Annotated in this window: 15 protein-coding genes; 12 read left to right on the plus strand and 3 right to left on the minus strand. The window is 48.2% G+C overall.

Features of this window, described 5'->3' with window-relative positions; genetic code table 11:
* Nucleotides 1–30 precede the first annotated feature (30 nt).
* From HPY27_RS24045 to HPY27_RS24085, 9 genes are all read left to right on the plus strand, one after another.
* Nucleotides 31–1,557 carry an argininosuccinate lyase gene (locus HPY27_RS24045; protein WP_174226151.1) on the plus strand — a complete coding sequence of 509 codons (1,527 nt, stop codon included), beginning with the start codon at nucleotides 31–33 and terminating at the stop codon, nucleotides 1,555–1,557.
* Nucleotides 1,547–2,599 (plus strand): PLP-dependent cysteine synthase family protein, encoded by a 1,053-nt coding sequence (locus HPY27_RS24050; RefSeq protein WP_174226152.1) that lies wholly within the window; start codon nucleotides 1,547–1,549, stop codon nucleotides 2,597–2,599. Before HPY27_RS24045 ends, HPY27_RS24050 begins: the two co-directional genes overlap by 11 nt.
* A complete protein-coding gene (locus HPY27_RS24055; RefSeq protein ID WP_174226153.1) occupies nucleotides 2,574–3,830 on the plus strand; it encodes an ATP-grasp domain-containing protein in 1,257 nt (418 codons plus the stop codon). The genes HPY27_RS24050 and HPY27_RS24055 overlap by 26 nt, the downstream gene beginning before the upstream one ends.
* Nucleotides 3,827–4,882, plus strand: coding sequence for a low-specificity L-threonine aldolase (gene ltaE / locus HPY27_RS24060; RefSeq protein ID WP_174226154.1), 1,056 nt, complete (start codon nucleotides 3,827–3,829; stop codon nucleotides 4,880–4,882). Before HPY27_RS24055 ends, ltaE begins: the two co-directional genes overlap by 4 nt.
* Nucleotides 4,883–5,092: 210 nt before the next feature.
* Nucleotides 5,093–6,838 carry a peptide-binding protein gene (locus HPY27_RS24065; RefSeq protein ID WP_017251714.1) on the plus strand — a complete coding sequence of 582 codons (1,746 nt, stop codon included), beginning with the start codon at nucleotides 5,093–5,095 and terminating at the stop codon, nucleotides 6,836–6,838.
* 85 nt (nucleotides 6,839–6,923) lie between these two features.
* Complete coding sequence (locus HPY27_RS24070; RefSeq protein ID WP_017251715.1) at nucleotides 6,924–7,895, plus strand: ABC transporter permease; 972 nt, start codon at nucleotides 6,924–6,926, stop codon at nucleotides 7,893–7,895.
* Entirely contained in the window at nucleotides 7,892–8,872 is a 981-nt protein-coding gene (locus HPY27_RS24075) for an ABC transporter permease (protein WP_017251716.1), read from the plus strand. The genes HPY27_RS24070 and HPY27_RS24075 overlap by 4 nt, the downstream gene beginning before the upstream one ends.
* Entirely contained in the window at nucleotides 8,848–9,894 is a 1,047-nt protein-coding gene (locus tag HPY27_RS24080; RefSeq protein ID WP_017251717.1) for an ABC transporter ATP-binding protein, read from the plus strand. The genes HPY27_RS24075 and HPY27_RS24080 overlap by 25 nt, the downstream gene beginning before the upstream one ends.
* Nucleotides 9,891–10,865: an ABC transporter ATP-binding protein gene (locus tag HPY27_RS24085; protein ID WP_017251718.1), complete on the plus strand. Its 975-nt coding sequence runs from the start codon at nucleotides 9,891–9,893 to the stop codon at nucleotides 10,863–10,865. Before HPY27_RS24080 ends, HPY27_RS24085 begins: the two co-directional genes overlap by 4 nt.
* A 41-nt stretch (nucleotides 10,866–10,906) precedes the next feature.
* Here the strand turns inward: HPY27_RS24085 and HPY27_RS24090 are convergent, their stop codons facing one another.
* Complete coding sequence (locus HPY27_RS24090; RefSeq protein ID WP_217438078.1) at nucleotides 10,907–11,770, minus strand: alpha-helical endospore appendage domain-containing protein; 864 nt, start codon at nucleotides 11,768–11,770, stop codon at nucleotides 10,907–10,909.
* 196 nt (nucleotides 11,771–11,966) lie between these two features.
* On the opposite strand from HPY27_RS24090, the gene HPY27_RS24095 reads away from it, so the two are divergent.
* Nucleotides 11,967–13,052: a DUF5050 domain-containing protein gene (locus tag HPY27_RS24095; protein WP_174226155.1), complete on the plus strand. Its 1,086-nt coding sequence runs from the start codon at nucleotides 11,967–11,969 to the stop codon at nucleotides 13,050–13,052.
* Nucleotides 13,053–13,095: 43 nt separating this feature from the next.
* Here the strand turns inward: HPY27_RS24095 and HPY27_RS24100 are convergent, their stop codons facing one another.
* The gene (locus tag HPY27_RS24100; RefSeq protein WP_174226156.1) at nucleotides 13,096–14,019 is read right to left on the minus strand and encodes a hypothetical protein; all 924 of its coding nucleotides are present in this window, start codon (nucleotides 14,017–14,019) and stop codon (nucleotides 13,096–13,098) included.
* Nucleotides 14,020–14,523: 504 nt separating this feature from the next.
* On the opposite strand from HPY27_RS24100, the gene HPY27_RS24105 reads away from it, so the two are divergent.
* A complete protein-coding gene (locus tag HPY27_RS24105; RefSeq protein WP_017251723.1) occupies nucleotides 14,524–15,354 on the plus strand; it encodes a hypothetical protein in 831 nt (276 codons plus the stop codon).
* A gap of 12 nt (nucleotides 15,355–15,366) precedes the next feature.
* Nucleotides 15,367–15,549, plus strand: coding sequence for a hypothetical protein (locus HPY27_RS24110; protein WP_007723975.1), 183 nt, complete (start codon nucleotides 15,367–15,369; stop codon nucleotides 15,547–15,549).
* A 75-nt stretch (nucleotides 15,550–15,624) separates the two neighbouring features.
* Here HPY27_RS24110 and HPY27_RS24115 read toward each other — a convergent pair whose 3' ends face one another.
* On the minus strand, nucleotides 15,625–16,920 hold the full coding sequence (locus HPY27_RS24115; protein WP_174226157.1) for an MFS transporter: 1,296 nt from the start codon (nucleotides 16,918–16,920) through the stop codon (nucleotides 15,625–15,627).
* Nucleotides 16,921–16,958 lie beyond the last annotated feature (38 nt).

Below are 16,958 nucleotides of genomic sequence, written 5' to 3' on the forward strand. Positions count from 1 at the left end.
ACTCAGTCGGAAGCGAGGTGTATTTTTTGCATGAGTGTAAAATTAACGGGCAGAATTGCTTCGACACCAAGCCGTCTCTTGCATGATGAAGTATTGGAACCGCAGTTCAAATATGAAGTCGATTACTTGTTGCCTGGGTATATTCAGATTGAATTCGCCATGCTTTTGGAATATGTCAGAATGGGCTTGATTACACGACAAGACGCTTTGCTTATCGCAAAGGCACTTCAGGGTGCTACACCAGAAACAATAGCTCCTGACCCTGGACGGAACATGTCTGATATTTCTTTTGCCCTCGAGCGTTATATTGAAGGTTTACTCCCGAGACCAGTACCGTGTTGGCATATGGATCGCAGCCGCAATGATGTTCAAGCGTGCGCCCAGGTGATGTTTGGTCGTGTGCAATGGCTGGAGACGATGGGGGAATTGGGACAGCTTATTCAATCGATGCATACATTGGCTGTTCAATATCGCTCGGTTCCCATGCCAGGATATACGCATTACCAATCCGCACAGTTGATTACCCCTGGATTCTATCTTTCCTCTATTAACGGTGAATTTTTGCAAGCAATGAATCGATGGATACAAATCTATGACGACATGAACCAGTGCCCGCTTGGGGCAGGGGCCATGGCTGGGGTGGAACTGCCGTGGAACCGTCAACAGTTGTCCAAGCTGCTTGGGTTCAGACAGCCTCGAATGAGTGCGTTGTCGGCGGTCGCGTCTCGGGAATGGGTTTTGAGGATGGCAGGAGAGCTGTCCACCTTCTCGGTATTGGTCTCCCGGTTTACAACGGATTTGATTCAATGGGGCAGCAGCGAAATGAACTTCCTCCAATTGCCGGATGAGCTATCAGGTATATCTTCTGCCATGCCACAGAAAAGAAACTTCCCGATCCTGGAGCGTATCCGGGGGAAGAGTGCGCATCTAACCGGATTTTATATGGATATGGTGCTAGGTCAGCGCAATACAGCTTTCACGAATTTGGTAGAGACGTCCAAAGAGGCAGGCACTCATCTTCTGACGTTGTTTCAACAAACCAAAACGTTGTTGCGCCTGTTAAAAGCGGTGATCGATCATTTGCAATTCAATGAGGATCGTTTGCTCCATATATGTAAACGGGACTTTTTTGGAGGATTTACTCTTGCGAATTTGCTGACGTTGGAGCATGAGATTCCGTATCGCACAGCACAGGTAATCGCAGGCCGATACATCGTTAGCGCGCTGGAACACGGTGTATCGCCGGAGCCGGGAGATCCACGGCTACTCGATAACGCTTGCGCGGAAGCAGGCTTTCAAGTACCGGATACGGCTTCGCTCCTCGCTGCTTCCTTCGATGTGCAGGGGGGCTTGTACGCGAAGAAATCAACGGGCTCCACGAACCCGGAGGAAGTACAGCAGATGCTGAGTGCACAGAGGGAGCATGTAGAGAAGCTGCAACGGGAGTGGCAGGATCGACAAGAGCAATTGCAGGCGATCGAAGAAAGGCGGGAGAGGTTCATGAAGAGGTTTCTTTCTGGCAAGCAAGGGAAGGATGTGAGCATAGATGCGGTATGAACAGCTGGCAGATACTATCGGGGATACCCCTCTAGTCAAGCTGAGGCTTGATGAAGGAGCAATCGGTTCTGTATATGCAAAGCTTGAGTTAATGAACCCGTTCGGTATGAAGGATCGCGTAGCCAAGCAATCGGTCTTGGCAGCGATACAGTCAGGAGAGCTTCAGGCAGGCATGCCGATTATCGAAAGCTCGTCAGGAACGTTGGCGTGTGGCTTGGCCTTGGTTGGGCGCCAATTGGGGCATGACGTACACATCGTGACTGATCCGAGAATTGACCCGATTACCTATGCCAAGTTGACCTCGCTTGGCTGCCATGTTCATGTAGTTTCGCAGATGGGAAAACAAGGGTGGCAAAGCGCCAGACTGGAACGACTCCAAGAATTAATGAGGGAGTATCCAGGAGCGTTCTGGCCTCGACAATACGATAATCCGGAAAATCCGCGTGCATATGCTGCGCTGGCCTCCGAGTTGATGCAAGACCTCGAACGAATTGATGTGCTTGTTGGTGCAGTCGGCAGCGGAGGCTCCTTGTCCGGGACCGCCAGAGAGCTGAAGCGTCATTATAAGGAGCTGCGCGTCGTAGCGGTTGATGCAGCGGGGAGTGTGATATTCGGACAGCCCGATCAGCCTACGCGTCTACAGGGTGGCTTGGGAAACAGTTTGGTCGCCAAGAATGTAGATTTTTCCATGATCGATGAAGTGCATTGGTTGAACGATGCGGAGGCATTTGCGGCTACGCTGCAGTTGGCCCGTAATGAGCATATTTTTGCTGGCAACAGCTCGGGTTCCGTGTATGCCGTAGCCAATTGGTTAGCGAGCCAAGTCGGGAGTGAGTGCAATATCGTGGCCATATTGCCGGATCGAGGGGATCGGTATGTCGATACGATCTATAACGACTCCTACCGTGAGAGCAAAGGTCTAATGCAAACGAACCTGCCAGACACGCCGCAATGTGTGGAACCAAAGACAGTCGTGACTAGCTGGTCCTATTCTAAATTAATGGGGATGTATCCGAATGAACAAACACTTTCTGTTCGTTGAAGCGAATACGACGGGGACAGGTATGCTCGCTATTAAAAAGGCGCGCGAATTGGGGTTTACGCCCGTATTTTTCACAGAGAAGCCTGAACGTTACCACGGTTTGAATGAGTTGGAATGTCATGTAGTCGTGACAGATACGAATTCCCAAGCAGAGCTGACTGACAGTGTAGCACAAGTGAATAAGGAAGGCAGAGAGATAGCCGGAATCATGTCGACAAGCGACTATTACCTCGAATCGGTAGCCAAGCTGGCCCGGAAATTCGGTTGGACAGGCAATTCTCTGGAGGCGATTGAGAACTGCCGAAATAAAGCGATGTTTCGCGAGAAGCTTCAGGGGCATCAAGTGTCTCAGCCTGAATTTTTGGCAATAGGCTCTATGGAGGCATTGATGGAAGCGCGCTCTTCCATTTCCCTGCCCTGCGTGGTGAAGCCCGCTGATGATAGCGGATCAAATAACGTACGGCTGTGCTTTAGCTGGGATGAAGTGGAGCATATGGCAGCGGAAATTCTTGCGATCACGTACAATGCGCGCGGCCAGGAAACAGCACGAACAGTTCTTCTGGAGCAGTATGTCGAGGGCCCTGAATTTAGCGTGGAGACGTTCTCGTGGCAAGGGCAATGCTTTGTCATCGGGATTACCCAGAAACGGTTAACAGGATATCCATTTTTCGTGGAAGCAGGGCATATTTTCCCTGCACCGCTGTCGGCAGAAGATAAGAAGGAGATTGAGAGAACAGTGGAAAGGGCGTTAGCGGCGGTGAACTACCAGTTCGGTGCTGCCCATACAGAAGTGAAGTGGACATCAGCAGGCTGTGTTGTCATCGAGGTCAACGCAAGGCTTGCCGGTGGAATGATTCCAGAGCTGGTTCGCCGTTCAACAGGGATTGATCTGCTTTTGCAACAGATTCGGTGTGCGGCTGGACTTGCGCCTGAATTGTCTCAAACAGTCGAAGTGCAACGATATGCAGGCATTCATTTTCTCGTGTCTGAGAGTCAGGGAACCTTTAGCAGGATACATGGAATAGATACCGTTCGCAACCTGCCGGGGATTGCTGAAGTAGCGATTCATGCAAAAATTGGTCAAAACGTCCAACCGCCGCAAAATTTCTCGCATCGTCTCGGCTATGTCATCGTGGAAGGGAAGCATTACAGCGAGACCGCTGAGCTGATCCAACAGGTAAATGACAACCTAAAGGTACAAGTAGTTCAGCAATTGGAGAGTGGGGTATGAAACCGTTGATCGAATTGAGAAGCGATACATTCACTTTGCCGACAAGTCAGATGATGGATGCCATTCAAGAGGCGGTACTCGGTGACGATGTGTATGGGGAAGATCCTACGGTTCGCCAATTGGAGCAAGAAGCGGCCCAAAAGCTGGGCAAGGAGGCAGCCATTCTCATGCCAAGTGGAACGATGGCCAATCTGGCATCCTTAATGGCGCATTGTCCTCGCGGTTCCAAAGTAATTGTAGGCAATGAGACCGACATTTACATCTATGAAGCGGGTGGCGCGGCTGTGTGCGGCGGTATTATGTACGAACCGATTCCGACGCAGCCAGATGGGAGGCTGGACATCTCAGATATGGAGCGGGTCTTTCCGTTGGAGCCAGAAGATCCACAATTCGCATTGCCCTCCCTGATCTGCTTGGAAAACCCGCATAACCGAATGGGGGGACGTGTCCTACCGCTGTCTTATTTGGCAGAGGTTCGCGCATTTGCAAACGAAAAGGGTGTGCCTGTTCATATGGACGGTGCGCGTTTGTTCAATGCGGCAGTTGCTCTTGACGTGGATGCGGCTGAGATTGCGCGTTATGCGGATTCCGTGCAAATATGTTTGTCGAAAGGGTTGTCAGCACCGATTGGTTCCCTTGTCGTCGGGTCAAAAGATTTTATTCAGAAAGTGTATCGTCTTCGCAAAATGCTGGGTGGCGGTATGCGCCAGGCTGGGATTATTGCAGCGCCAGGTCTGGTTGCCTTGCAGCAGATGACGGATCGATTGGCAGTCGATCACGCAAACGCCCTTCGCTTAGTGCGTGGTCTTGCGGAGATTCCAGGAATCGTGACGCATGTGGAAGATGTAGAGACCAATATTGTGTTCTTCCGGATAGAACACCCAATCCATACGTGGCAGACCTTCATAGAAGCAGCGCAAGCACATGGGCTGCGAGTAGCTGAGCTCGGTCACGGCCGAATTCGAGCGGTGACGCATTCCGGTATTGAGACGGCGGATATCGACAAGGCGCTAAGCATTGTACGTGAACTGTTACAGTTCCAAACGGTGTAGAGCAAACATGTACGCTCCCCCTTCATTAAGAAGGGGGATTTATTATGAAGGTTTATAAAAGAATATAAAATCATCTGATTTTTTTAAATATTTTAAAGGGAAAATATTTTCAAATAACAGAAAATTATTTAATATTAAAAAGACAGGCCTTGGGATGAATTGCCCATTATGGAAAAGGCTTGAAAAACATGTGAAAGAGGGGGAATTGATTTGAAAAAAGGGAAAGGTTGGTTGAAGCCGTTGGCGTTGCTCTCGTTAACCGGCGCGCTGTTGGTCGGTTGCTCAAGCGGGAACAATGCTTCGCCAGGAACTGCAACACCAGCACCAACAAAGAAACCGGTGGAGCAGGTGGCTCCTCAGGCGACCAGTACGGATGATGAGAAGCCAATAGACGGTGGAACGTTCACGCATTCTACGACGTCTGACATCGTCACGATCAATCCGATTTTCGGAAATGACACGGCATCTGGCGACGTTATGGAGTACACCCAGGCGTATTTGTACAATCGAAACCCAGCTTTTGATTTAGCGGTTTACCCTTGGTCCCTTGCAGCTGAGTTGCCGAAAGTAAGCGAAGATGGCCTCACCTATACAATCAAGATGAAGAATCATGCGAAATGGTCGGATGGAACGCCAATCACGGCTGACGACTTGATTTTTACCATTAATGCCATCAAAACTCCTGAGACTGGATCACCAGAAATTACGAAATACGACAAAGTTAAAGAGATGAAAAAACTGGATGATTACACCGTAGAAATCAAATTGACTCAATTGTACGCTCCGTTTGCTTTTGGATTAATGCAAAAGTTGGCACCAGCCCACGTGTTGAAAGACGTACCATTTAAAGAATTGCAAGCACATTCTTACGGAAAAGATCCAGCCAAGACACCTACTTCTGGACCGTACAAATGGTCAGAGTGGAAACAAAAGGAATTCCATGTGCTAGATGCTAACCCAGATTACTGGGGGGAAAAGAAGCCGCATATCCAAAAGGTTGTGTACAAAATCTATGCGGATCAAAACACACAAGTACAGGCTCTGATGAAAGGTGACGTTGACTTGGTAGATTCCATTCCTGTCACGCAGCTCGAAGCGGTGAAGGCGAAAGGAACGATCAACATCTCGACGGAGCCAGGTCCTAGCTATGAATACTTTGCCTTCAACTTCGACAAGAAGAACTTCCCGAACAACTACGGGTTGTTTGAAGGTCAAAAAACGCGTCAGGCCATTGCCCACGCTATCAATCGTCAAGGTATTATCGACAATATCTTGAAAGGAACCGGAAAAATTATGGATGCACCGTTCCTGCCAGGTACATGGGCAGACCCGGGCGATGCAGCAGTCCATTACGAATATAGTGCAGAGAAAGCAAAACAATTGCTGAAAGAAGACGGATGGGTAGCCGGGTCAGATGGAATCCTTGCCAAAGACGGCAATCGGTTCTCCTTTGAATTCATTTTCAACTCGGGGAACAGTCGTCGTGAACAGGCAGCAGTCGTTATTCAGCAAAACCTGAAAGAGATCGGAATTGAAGCGAAGCCAAAAGCATTAGACTTCTCGGCTCTTGTCGATCAGTATGCCAACCCTGGTAAATTCCAGGTTCTGTTACTCGGATGGCAATTGTCTGACCCAGATCCGGATGGCATTTCTACTTTCGGGAAAAAGGCATTCCCGCCTGGCAACAACGCTGGCTGGTACGACAATCCGAAGCTGGATGCGCTATGGGAAAAAGCTGTATCCACGGTTAAAAAAGAGGAGCGCGCAGCGATCTATAAAGAAGTCGGAAAAGAAATCTCGACGAACCTGCCATATGTATTCATGTATCAGTACGGAACGCCACGAGGCATGACTTCTCGCGTCAAATATAAGGATGAGTTTAAACCAGTATCCATGATTCCATATGGGGAGACCTTTGGCTTCCTGAACTGGTGGATCGACGATACCAAAAAATAAGCTCGGCTGGTAGCGGTTAGCAAAATGAAAAGGGGGAAGGGCAGCCTTATGTCCCTTCCCCTTTCAAACGAAAGGAGGATGTTGATTGACTGAATATTTAGTACGCCGCGTACTACAAGCCGTGCTTGTTTTATTTTTGATCACAGTGGTATCGTTCGGACTCATGCATGCAGCACCCGGAGGACCGCTAAAAGTCATGCTCTCACCGGGAATGTCTCCTGAAGCACAGCTCATCCAAATGAAGAATATGGGGTTGGATCAGCCAGTCTATATTCAATACATGAAATGGGTCGGTAATTTGCTGCAAGGAGATTTGGGTCATACCTTTAAAAATAACGTTCCTGTTGGTGATATTTTGTGGCCGACGGTTTGGAATACGTTTGTGCTCATGTCTGTAGCGTGGGGGCTTTCCATGCTGATCGCCATCCCGTGGGGGATCTACAACAGCACAAAGCAATACGGTCTATCTGACCAGATCGCCTCCATCGTTGCCTATCTCGGATTCGCGATGCCGACCTTCTGGTTTGGGATTATGCTACAGCAGTATTTCGCGATGCAGCTGAATCTGCTCCCACTATCTGACATGTACACGATGGGGAATGAGGGACAAGTAAGCGACCTCATTTTGCACTTGATTCTCCCTGTTACGGTGTTAACACTGGTGAACATTGCAGCCTATGTCAAATATACGCGCGCCAGTATGCTAGAGGTTTTGGAGCAAGACTATATTCGGACGGCACGTGCCAAGGGGATGAAGGAAAGACGCGTTATTTTCCGCCATGCTCTGCGGAACGCACTGATTCCTGTTGTAACGATCATCGGATTGGATTTGCCGACTCTGGTAGCAGGTGCAGCATTGACAGAGAGTGTATTTAACTGGCCAGGCATGGGGCGTCTGTTTGTGGAAATGGCTGTTGCGCGTGAATACTCTGTGTTGATGTCGATCACGTTGCTGATTTCCCTGATGGTAATTATCGGAAACCTGCTTGCCGATTTAATCTACGCACTGGTTGACCCACGAGTGCAGCTTGGACGCAAAGGAGGCAGGGCAGCATGAGTCAAGTACAGCTTCAAGATGACACTGTCGTTGAAACGAATCGACCGGGTGGACATCTCCCGACGAATCCTGTTGGTCAAAAACCTCCTGGGCTCTTTGCAACAGCGGGCAAAAAGTTTATGCGAAATCCATATGCTGTTGGTGGGCTGATCGTACTGTTGTTTTTTATTGGGATTGCTGTGTTTGCCGATTGGGTTGCACCGCATGATCCGGCAAAGGTTGATTTTATGATTACCAATCTGCCTCCTGGAACAGAAGGGCATGTGCTCGGAACAGACGAGCTCGGTCGTGATATTTTGTCCCGCCTCATTCATAGCAGCCGGGTGTCCATGCTGGTCGGCTTCAGCGTTGCTTTTGCTGCGGTTGTCATTGGGACACTGATTGGAGCGATTTCTGGTTATTTCGGCGGCTGGATTGATACATGCTTCATGCGTCTCGTTGACGTGATGAACTCCATTCCGAGTCTGTTCTTTAACATTCTAGTTCTGGCTCTCTTCGGAGCGGAATTTATCTACATGATCCTGATTTTGTCGCTGACGAGCTGGACAAGTGTGGCACGTCTGGTGCGCGGGCAGTTCCTACAGCTACGGGAAATGCAGTATGTGGAAGCAGCGAGAGCGATCGGCGTTTCGCACTGGGGCATTATTACGCGCCACCTGGTACGCAATGCAATGGCTCCCATCATTGTGTACGCGACTCTCATGGTTGGCTCGGCCATTCTGTCAGAGTCAGGTCTTTCTTATTTAGGCTTGGGGATTCAACCGCCTGAAACAAGCTGGGGGTTAATGCTGAGCAAGGCACAGGAATTCATGCTGGTCGATCCTTTGCAAGCACTTTATCCTGGTCTTTGTATTTTGCTCGTGGTGCTAGCGGTTAACTTCGTCGGAGACGGCATCCGCGATGCATTCGACCCACGGAAGAAAAAGAAGAACCCGAAAAGGAGGCTGAACAAGTGGAACGCAACATCCTCGAAATAAAAAATTTGACCACTTGCTTCTTTACGGATGACGGTACGGTCAAGGCTACGGATCGAGTGAGTATCAACGTTGGCAAAGGACAGACGGTGTGCCTGGTAGGGGAATCCGGCAGTGGAAAAAGTGTGACGTCACTTGCGGTCATGCGACTGATTGATTATGCGGGCGGATTTATTCAGAGTGGGAACGTCATGTTTCACGGTCAGGATCTGGCGGCAAAGGACTTGGATGAAATGATGCACATTCGCGGGAACAAAATCGCGATGATCTTCCAAGACCCGATGTCGGCTCTCAATCCGGTGTTTACGGTAGGCGATCAAATTGCGGAGAGCTTGATGCTGCATCAAAATATGAGCAAGGTAGATGCGTTCAAAAAAGCGATCGAGATGCTTCGTCTGGTTGGGATCCCAGCGCCGGAAGTACGAGTGAAACAGTACCCGCACGAAATGTCTGGTGGGATGTGCCAGCGTGTTGTCATCGCGATGGCCTTGGCCTGCAAACCGGAAATGCTGATAGCAGACGAGCCAACTACTGCTCTTGATGTAACGGTTCAGGCGCAAATTTTGGATTTGCTCAGACGGCTGCAAAAGGAATTGGGCATGTCAATATTACTGATCACCCATGACATGGGGGTAGCAGCAGAGATGGCGGATCGTATCGCGGTGATGTATGCAGGAACGATTGTGGAGGAAGGAACGGTCGAACGCATATTTGACGAGCCCCGGCATCCTTACACGATCGGCTTGCTACAATCTATTCCCGGATTTGAAGGGGAGCGCGGCGGAGAATTGTACACCATCCAAGGTACCATCCCGAGCATTACCCAATTGCCGACGGGCTGCCGTTTTCACCCGCGTTGTCCGCATGCGATCGACAAATGCCGAAAAGAGGAACCCATCTTGCGCGAGGTTGTTACGGGACAACAAGTGGCTTGCTGGTTGAATGAAGATGTCAGCAATCACTTCAGAATAAATCAGCGTGCCAATGCAGTCGCTGGAAGCAAAGCAGAGGTGAACCGCCAATGAACCGGGAATATTTGATCGAAGCAAAACAAATCAAAAAGTATTTTCCGATTAAGGCTGGCCTATTGAGCCGTGTCATCGGTCATGTAAAAGCCGTAGATGATGTATCTTTCGGAATTCGGCCAGGGGAGACATTCGGTCTCGTAGGAGAATCAGGCTGCGGGAAGTCGACGTTGGGGCGTGTTGTGCTGAATTTGCAAGGGGCGACGAGCGGAGAAGTGCTGTTTGACGGAACCAATATCCATGAGGTGAACAGACAAGAGAATTTGAAGCTGAGACGGGATATGCAGATTATATTTCAAGACCCATTTGGTTCGTTGAATCCGCGATTCTTGGTAAGTGATATTATTGGAGAGCCGTTACGGGTTCATCTGCGTGCATCTGCAAAGGAAATAGATGAGCGGGTAGTCGAGCTGATGAGTCTGGTGGGACTCGATCCTTCGAGGAGAAATCGGTATCCGCATGAGTTTTCCGGCGGACAGCGGCAACGGATCGGTATTGCGCGGTCGATTGCCCTCTCTCCACGGTTTATTGTGGCGGATGAAGCTGTTTCTGCACTGGATGTGTCCGTACAGTCACAGGTTTTGAACCTGATGATGAAATTACAAAAAGAGATGGGGCTGACCTATCTATTTATCGCGCATGGTCTGAATGTGGTACGCCATATTTCTGATCGGGTAGGCGTGATGTACTTGGGGAAAATGGTGGAGATTGCACGAACGGATGACTTGTTTGCACAGCCACTGCATCCGTATACGGCGGCATTGTTGTCGGCGATTCCGAAGCCTACTCCGCATCGGCGACAAGAGCGGATCGTCCTGCAAGGGGATGTACCATCTCCGGCCAATCCGCCGTCAGGTTGTCGTTTTCATCCTCGTTGTCCAATGGCGCAGGAGAGATGCAGCAAGGAGATTCCCGAGCTCATTGAGGTTGGGCAGGATCGGCAGGTCGCGTGTCATTTTCCTTTAGCATAGAGAGAGAAAGAGCCACCCGAGATGGGTGGCTTCTTCTATTCTCAAAACAACTCGATAACGGTAATACTGACATTGGCTGTTTGGGGAGGGAATGGTTCTGCAAAAAAGACCGTTCCGATGATTGCCGCCACGAGGTTAAGGACACTGGGTGCCCCAGCAGGAGTCGTTATGATAGCGGAATAGGTGGAGGCTAGGGGTGTTTTCGCAATAGTCGTATATCCAGAGCCTGGAACCGGAGCTCCATTCAGTGTGAGAAAGATGGCAGGAGGTGTGTTATTCGTCATATTGACTGAATGAGTGACAAAGTAAGTATGGCCACCTGCCAGTACGATATCAGGTGAGCCCGCAACATGGGTAATATCTGTTCCCGTTATGACGCCGTTGTTACTGAGGGCGACAGGCTGATTAGCAAAGGTTGTTATAATCGTAGTCAAATTATAGACATGCGCACTATTGGTCAGTTGTGGTCCTGTAGCGCCAGTGGCTCCGGCTGTCCCAGTATCCCCTGTAGCGCCAGTGGCCCCGGCTGTCCCAGTATCCCCTGTAGCGCCAGTGGCCCCGGCTGTCCCAGTATCCCCTGTAGCGCCAGTATCCCCAGTAGCGCCAGTGGCTCCGGCTGTCCCAGTGGCCCCTGTAGCGCCAGTGGTTCCGGCTGTCCCAGTGGCCCCCGTTGCGCCAGTGGCTCCAATTGTCCCAGTAGCTCCGGTATCCCCAGTAGGTCCACCTGCCAGACCAGTAACCCCTGGAATCGTACGAAGAATAGATGGAAGCTTTTCCCCTTCCGCGTTAATGACATGTCCTAACGCCAGCTCTTCTATAGCAATAGAGGACAATAGCATATTAATCGCGTCATCACGTGTGAGTGTTATGGTTGGAGTAATATTCGGCAAATTTGCTTGTGACACGGTTCTCCCTCCTGGAAATCATAAATAAAACTCGTCCCATTGTTCATATATGTTTGATATATAATTTTACAAAAATTACATATATATCTAGAAAAAGTGGGTTTGTTTTGGTATATATAAATCAGTGTTGTCGGATTGTATCGGAATGGGGGATATCTCCGCTATGGTTATATTAGGCTATGAACGGGAGGCATGCATGGTGCAACATAAAGGAAAATGGATAATCACCATTGCGATGGCAGTGTGTCTGATTGTGGTCTTTGGTTTTGGCAGTCAACAAACAATGGCGATTGTGCCAACCAAAAAACCAGTGATAAATATTTTTGGTAGCGATCCTGTCAATATCAATTCACACCGAAGCTTTGTCGCCGTTCAAGGAGAGTGGATTTTTTATAACAACGATGGCTTATACAAAATCAAAAAGGATGGAAGCTCCCTTCAAAAGTTGAGCAGTGATTGGGCCGATAATCTGAATGTGGTAGGTGACTGGATTTACTATACGCGCAATAAGCCTTTTAAAGAAATCTATCAGATTGAGATGCCCGCTTACGATATCAATGGTACGTATGAAGATGTGATGGAGCTCATGAAAATTAAGACAGATGGCAGTTCGAAAACAGTTATCAAGAGCAGTAGTCTTACGGAAGGGGACCCCAATAACGTACAGAAATTGTATGTAGTGGGAGATATCATTTATTACGCGGATGATTCCGGTCGTTTGTACAGGATGGACATGAACGGCAAAAAACAAAAGAAGCTGCTTGATGATTTTGAGGAAGTTTATTTCTATCAGGATTGGATTTTTTACACCAATAAGAGTGGTCAACTATGCAAAATGAAGCGGAATGGAACGCAGAAAAAGGTAGTAAGCAAAGACAAAGAACTGACCCTTATCGGTCTGTCTGGTGATTTCATTTACTACACAAAATGGGTAAACGATACAGGCGTCGTCGATGTTTATAAAATCGGACTAAAGGATGGGAAAACCGCTCTCGTCAAGAAAGGGTTGCCTCCAGCAGAAAATCCGATCATTGTCGCTGGGAAGCATCTATACTACATCTCAGAAATAAAGGACGCACATACGGTAGGCAGAATGAATATGGCGGACGGCAAGACAACCCCGCTGTATCCATTAGGTAGCATTTCCAGTCAAGCAATAAACATCGGGGGAGATTTCATCTTTTTTTACGACTCTCAAGCTTCCGATCATGATAAAAAAGAACTATTCAAAGTGAAGATGGGCGAAAACAAAGTGGAAAAGGTAACCCCAAAGGCGAAGTAAGGATAAGAGCCACCCCCAAGACGGGTGGCTCTATTATTATGGGCTAATTCCTCGGGGCATGAAGCTGACTTCTTTTTCTCTCCCAGTTCTTGTACAAAAGCACGGAGCCAAACAAGAATATGGAAGCAACGAGCGCACTGACGGGCAGCATGACTACAATTTCATCAGGGAAGACAAAAGGAAGCAGTGGAAAAGCGTATGCTGCCGGGACACGCATACCTAAGATACGTAACAAAATAAGCACCAAAATCATATCAAGCAAAGTGACTAACACCCACGAATCAATCGCGAAGGATAGCAGCGTTCCAACTGTAGCCGATATGGTTAACACCAGGCCCAGCTTAAAGGCCATCTTGCCATTGAACATCGGCTTGTGAAGAGATTCATAGACAACGACGAGTATGGGCGGAATAACTGCTACCTGTGGGTAACCAGCCATCCAACATAAACCGATCCACACGAATATCAAAATCAAGAACACGAGCATATACTGATACGGTATCTTCACTTTCTTCTCCAGGCCGTCATTCCATTTGAAGGCGAGAACGCCGAGCATGATGAGAAAGGAAAAAATGATGACGGAGATCATAAAAGACCATTCAACGGCATTCGTGACCAGAGGTAATAAGCCAGTGGCAAGGGATGGTCCAAAATTCGATTGGATGATTCGTAAAAAGAGCATCATGAGTACGAGTGTGATACTGACTTTTCCAAGGTATGGAAAGTCTACTTGATTTATCGCAAATCCGATTGCAGCCGTAATCGACGGAGCCACAAAAATTCTAGAGGGCTGTCTGATCCATCCTGGTTCTCGGTATACCCATATGCCAATCGCCATCGCTGCAATTTCTGGTAGAATCACTTCGGGATCATCGAGTATGACGGAAGCGGCTACCATGAGCAAGATAAGCGCTATGGCAATGATATAGGAAAGAATGGTTTCATTCTTCGCTATCACTGAATTCATTCTGACTAACTCCTTTTCGTTCGGATTATCCTTTATTATGGCAAGAATTGAGGAAGTCAATTGTGCCAATGGGAGCAACATTGTCTGTAACAAAACCGTCACTAACAGTGGAAAAGCAGCACCCAGAAGAGGGTCTAAACAAAATCAGAACGGCATAAGGTATGGGGTATTAGCAAGATAGTTGGAAGGTCATGATGAGCATTCCGTGTTTGATAGCGGTGAAAAATGGGCAGACCAATAAGGGAGCATTACGTTACGAATTACACCCAGTATACCGATAGGGGGAACGTGCAATTGTTGAGTTCATTTAAACCACTGAAGAGAATTGAAGAGAACAGCAAGATTGTACAGCAGACGATACAGTACATAGGAAATCAAAAAGTAAGTACGATTACGATAGAAACGCCTAAAAAACTACCTAAATGTAGGTAGTTTTTTCCTATTTGTAGAATCTAAATAAAATGTTAAAATAATGTAAAACTTTACCAGAAGGAGAGGTTAGAGGTGCTAAAGAATCTCATGCAGAGCAATGTAAAAATTGTTTTTTCTGTTCTTGGCATCTTGTTCGTTCTGGTCTCATGGCTCGTATTTGAATTGTTAAAAGGTTTGCTGCCAGATTTGATAGCAGTCATACATAAGTGGATGTTTCAACCGATCGAATGGCTGTTTATCCTAGCACCGCCACATGAGGAAAACAAGCTAGCTTCATTAGGCTCTGTTCTAGGCCTGTCTATCTTGTATTCCGCCATTTTGGCAGGAATGGTATTCATCGTTTTGTTCATCTGCGATAAGCTTAGAGGGAACGAGATCGAGTTCCAGATGGAAGTGAAATATTGTGAGAAAGAATTGGCCAATGCGATTTACAGTTTGGATGGCAGCGGTCAATCAACAGCTATTATTAATGCGAATGCGATCACGTTCATGAAGGCATTTGAAATGGAAGTAAAGACGATTTATGGATTGAAACCGGACGAGCTATGCTGTTATTGGATCGTACCTACGAATAATGACAAGCAGTTTGAAGTGTTTTACTTAACCGAGTTGAAAGATTTTGACACAGTACGTACTCTATTACTGTCTTCGATGCTTCAAGAGGATTGCCGAATTGCCGATAAACAAGTAAAGGGACGTATTCAAAACACGGACATCGAACAATTTGCAATTGTAAAAAACTTCGGAAAGTTCAGACTTGGATTCGCGGTCGCTGTTTACAAGAATGACACATTTACTCCCGAAAATATGCAGGAGTTCGAGCGGTTGACTACGTATATGTTATTATTAGGATTTGTTACCAAGTTTGTGAATAAGGTCAAAACCTTAAAGAGAGCTAGTTAGGAGTGGGATACGATGAAATTAGCTGAGTTCTTCGCGAAAAGAGGCAACGAAACTGCTGTTTACTCGAAAAATCTCTCTTCCAAGAAGAAGATTCCCAACAGCAAATTTACTCCTGGCTTCGCTAGCTTAAAACAGATTGTAGATGAACATAGTCCGAATGAGCGACATGATAATAAAGTGGTTGGAGGAAAATGACACTGCCTGTGAGCAGTGTTATTTTTTGTTTCGGGGTACTTGGGATAGAGGAAAAGCCACCTGATGAAGGTGGCTTTAGTTTTGGGAAATCTCTACACTGTGTTTGCTTTTTCTGTGTGACCATACCAGGACAGGAACCAGCAACAGTGCTATAGCGCCTCCGGCAAGTGAAAGTGTTGCGTAGCTGGCATTGGCGACGACCATACCAGACAGGGCTCCACCGGATGCACCAGCCAAGGCAATCAAGACATCGACCGTTCCCTGCGTTTTCGCACGAGTAGCGGGCTGCGTTGCATCCACGATGAGTGCTGTGCCACTAATTAATCCAAAATTCCAGCCCAGTCCGAGCAGCACAAGAGCCGTGATGAGTAGCGGCATCGAATCGGCTGGCGCAAAAGCAGCAGTCATGCTGGCTGTAAGCAGTATGACACCGGAAGCATAAGCCATTGTGGAGCGACCGATCTTGTCAACGAGTACCCCCGTCAAGAGCGAGGGGAGGTACATCGCACCGATATGAAAACCGATGACGATCCCTACTTCAGAGAGACCATGTCCGTGGTGCTTCATATGTACAGGTGTCATCGTCATAATGGCGACCATGACGATCTGCGTCAAAATCATGACGGTGGCTCCCACGATGATTCCCCGGTTATTGCTTGCAAGCTGATTCTCATTCAGACAGGACGGGGAGCTCTGATTCATCTGTTGTGCTTCGGCGATTGCTTTCGAAACGATGAACGGGTCCGGACGAAGCAATACCCAAAATACGAGACCAGCGAGGATAAAGGCTGCGGCACCTAAGATGAAAGGACCAGCCAGTGCGGGGACACCGATGGATGTAGCGAATCGTCCCATGACTTCCACCAGGTTTGGTCCTGCGACGGCCCCGAATGTAGTGGAGACCATTGCGATACTTACGGCAGTCGCTCGCTGTTTAGGCTTTGCCAAGTCTGTGCCTGCATAGCGGGCTTGCAGGTTAGTAGCGGTGCCAGCCCCATACAGAATTAAGGAAGCAAACAGAAGGACAATACTGTTTGCGACGGCTGCGATAACCACTCCAATTGCGCCAATACCTCCAGCTAAGAATCCGCTAGCGAGACCGAAACGGCGTCCAAAGCGTTGAGAGAGTCGACCCACCAGCAATGCAGCGACAGCAGAACCAAGCGTGAGCAATGCGGCAGGGATGCCCGCGAGACTTTCCGAACCGAGCATATCCTGAGCGAGGAGAGCACCTACGGTGACACCTGCCGCAAGTCCTGCACCGCCGAAAATTTGTGAGATGACTACAATCCAGAGCGTTCGTTTGTATAATCTTTGCTGTTTATCTGGGGAGTCGATGTAGCTTTGTAAATCTTCAGGTTTGAGTGACATCTGATCCACCTTTCTATGGAGAGAAAGCTTTCGTGAAG

Origin of the sequence: Brevibacillus sp. HB1.1 (genome assembly GCF_013332445.1) — a bacterium.
Taxonomy (GTDB): Bacteria; Bacillota; Bacilli; order Brevibacillales; family Brevibacillaceae; genus Brevibacillus; species Brevibacillus porteri.

Excerpts from the sequence above, each read along its gene's own strand:
- HPY27_RS24050 (WP_174226152.1), top strand. The coding sequence starts at position 1,547 with ATGCGGTATGAACAGCTGGCAGATACTATCGGGGATACCCCTCTAGTC.
- HPY27_RS24095 (WP_174226155.1), top strand. The coding sequence starts at position 11,967 with ATGGTGCAACATAAAGGAAAATGGATAATCACCATTGCGATGGCAGTG.
- HPY27_RS24055 (WP_174226153.1), top strand. The coding sequence starts at position 2,574 with ATGAACAAACACTTTCTGTTCGTTGAAGCGAATACGACGGGGACAGGT.
- HPY27_RS24085 (WP_017251718.1), top strand. The coding sequence starts at position 9,891 with ATGAACCGGGAATATTTGATCGAAGCAAAACAAATCAAAAAGTATTTT.
- ltaE (WP_174226154.1), top strand. The coding sequence starts at position 3,827 with ATGAAACCGTTGATCGAATTGAGAAGCGATACATTCACTTTGCCGACA.
- HPY27_RS24100 (WP_174226156.1), bottom strand. The coding sequence starts at position 14,019 with ATGAATTCAGTGATAGCGAAGAATGAAACCATTCTTTCCTATATCATT.
- HPY27_RS24045 (WP_174226151.1), top strand. The coding sequence starts at position 31 with ATGAGTGTAAAATTAACGGGCAGAATTGCTTCGACACCAAGCCGTCTC.
- HPY27_RS24110 (WP_007723975.1), top strand. The coding sequence starts at position 15,367 with ATGAAATTAGCTGAGTTCTTCGCGAAAAGAGGCAACGAAACTGCTGTT.
- HPY27_RS24115 (WP_174226157.1), bottom strand. The coding sequence starts at position 16,920 with ATGTCACTCAAACCTGAAGATTTACAAAGCTACATCGACTCCCCAGAT.
- HPY27_RS24075 (WP_017251716.1), top strand. The coding sequence starts at position 7,892 with ATGAGTCAAGTACAGCTTCAAGATGACACTGTCGTTGAAACGAATCGA.